The following is a 2,645-nucleotide window of genomic DNA, read 5'->3' on the forward strand; positions in this document are numbered from 1 at the left end:
ATAGGTAGCAGCCATCATTCACCTCCCTGTCGCTGCGCCTGTTCCTGCCGGCGCTTTTGGACGTTGATCGGATTCTGAGGGTCGTCAGCAGCAAAATCCTCCACCTTGGTCACGTCAAACATTTTGGTCAATTCATCCTGGTTCATGGCATTATCCGCCCCGAGACGGGCATCGTCCATGGAATAGACATCGTCCTCGGGATCCACGGAAGGTCCCAAATCCTGGGAGGCGGCTACAGCGGACGAAGCTCCATCCTGATCGAGACCACTGGAGGCCGAGCTAGCGAAGCCTGCTGGCGTCCTCCTGTCATCAGATCCAGAAACCTTTACCATTCCGGACCCGTCCGAGTCACCAGCGATACCCGAACCGCGATCGTCGCCCTGGGCATCTGACGAAGTTGGGATACCAGTTGCCATGGTTCCGCTATCAGAAACCGAGGCTGCACCTGATGTGTTTCCCTGACCGGACGAATCAACCGACTTTGAAACTTTAGGCCTCTGATCCGAAGCTCCGCGACCTTGGCCGCCAGAGGCTGCGGCAGTGATTCCGGAATCGGGCAGGGCCCAAGGATCCGTGTCATCGCTCATGTCCGGTAGAGCAACTTTTTTGGACTCATGGTCTTTCTGAATAGTGGACCCGTCGCTGCCCTCACCAGACTGCCAGGTCTTTTGTGGCGCATGAGTCGCTGGAATGGGGTGAGCCCAGGGATCATCGTCCGGCAACACCGTTGAAGCGGTTGAGCCAAAGCCTGCCGCCGGCAACGGTTCCGGAAACGACTGGACCGGGCCGCTGACCGGGTGGTGAGCGTCGTCGGAGTTTCCGTCGCCTGCAGCTTCTCCAGAGGTGGACCTTCCGTCCGACGCCGATGCTCCGGTCTCACCCTGATGACCAGCCGAGGCTGTCATCTCTCTAGGGGCATGCCCTTGCTCCGTGGCCGCATGAGGCATGACCGCCGCTCCAAGGTTCATGGTGGCCAAGCCAGCCCGCGCCAGAGCCACCTCCTTCTTGACCTCTGCCCGACGCTGGGGAGACATCTTGTTGACGGACTCTACCGTCTCGCCGTTGGCAGCCGTCCCCGATGGGGCGATCATAGTGGCCTGTCCGAACTCCTTGCGAGCGCGGACCATGACAATACGTGGAACTTTGGTTTCCCCGTCAACCGACTGCGCAGCCACGGCCATGGCGAAAGCATGCTGGCTGAGTGGACGGTCGAAGGTCATAGACAGTCGCTTGCGGCCGGAGGGGTCTGCTTTCATGGCCACGGTAGGCACCCGGTCCCGCACCACATATTGGCGGACCTCATCCGGCAGAGCAGCCACCAGAGCATCCCAGCGCTTATCCAGCTCTGTACCGGTCGGGATCTCTGTTTCCTGTCCTCGCGTAGCCTCCGGTTGTGCAGACTGAGGCGGTTCCGCAGACCGGGCAGGCCCGGAAGGACTGGATGATCCAGCCTGCCCCGCCGGCTGCTCAGTCAACGATGAAAGTGCTTGCTTGTGCTCGGATTGGGCAGAGTCTGAGCCGGAATGGGCGGGCCATCCTTCGCGCTCTTGCCGTCCGCCAGCAGAGAAATCGGAATGCGAACCTGCCATGTTCTGCGGCCCGGCAAAGGAAACGGGCGCTGCTGCAGACGACGAGCCTACCCTGCCAGGTTGTTCAGAGCGATCAGCCTCGTCGGCATGCCCAGACTGGGATGCTCTGGACGGCCGACCGTTCTGCTGCGATCTGTCAGCGCCGATGAACCCGCTGCGGGCGGGCGCCAGGGCCGCATCAGCAGTGGATGTCGCCCGTGGGGCCGGTCGCTCCATAGGCTCGCAGCCAATTGCCAGCAGCCTGGCAGCCAGCAGCTCCAAGCGCATCCTGGGGGAGGTGGCTCCGTTCATTCCCGCCAGTGCACCATTGATGATGTCAGCCATTCTGGTCAGGACCTGCAGATCCAGAGCATCCGCCTGCCGATGCAGATCGGCCACCTGGTCGTCGTCAGCATCCTCGCTAAGCACGCTTTCAGCCCGCTCTCCCGCCAGTTTGAGAACCAGCAGGTCGCGGACATGGGCTAGCAGATCCTCAACGAAGCGCTGGGGCTCAAACCCACCGACGACCACCTTTTGAATAACCCCGTAGAGGCCAGCCCCATCGTGGGCGATCATTGCATCAACAGCTTCGGCTATCAGTGCGGCAGGAGTGAACCCCAACAGAGCTACAGCCGCATCATAGGTAATGGTGTGCTCGTCAGCGCCTACCATGAGCTGGTCCAGCACGGAAAGGGTGTCACGCACCGATCCGCCTCCTGCTCGCATGGCCAGCTTGAGCACACCAGGCTCGGCCTTGATGTTCTCCTTTTCGCAAATGCCCTCCAAGTAAGGCCCCATGACTTCCTGGGGCACCAGACGGAAGGGGTAATGGTGGGTCCGGGAGCGGATGGTGCCGATCACCTTCTCCGGCTCTGTAGTGGCGAAGATGAACATGACGTGTTCCGGCGGCTCCTCGACGATCTTCAGCAGGGCATTGAAACCTTGCTGGGTGACCATATGAGCCTCGTCCAAAATGAAGATCTTATAACGGTCACGCACAGGGGCGAAACCTGCCCGCTCCCTAAGCTCCCTAGCATCGTCGACCCCATTGTGGCTGGCGGCGTCAATCTCCACCAC

1 protein-coding gene is annotated in these 2,645 nt (G+C 61.0%); it reads right to left on the bottom strand.

Annotation, left to right across the window (positions count from 1 at the left end; translation table 11 throughout):
- Positions 1-14: 14 nt before the first annotated feature.
- A partial coding sequence (locus AC0AP0_RS11640) for a DNA polymerase III delta subunit-related protein (protein ID WP_490430582.1) occupies positions 15-2,645 on the bottom strand: 2,631 nt, incomplete at its 5' end.

Source organism: Bifidobacterium sp. POST2/T3 (B1) (genome assembly GCF_058197115.1).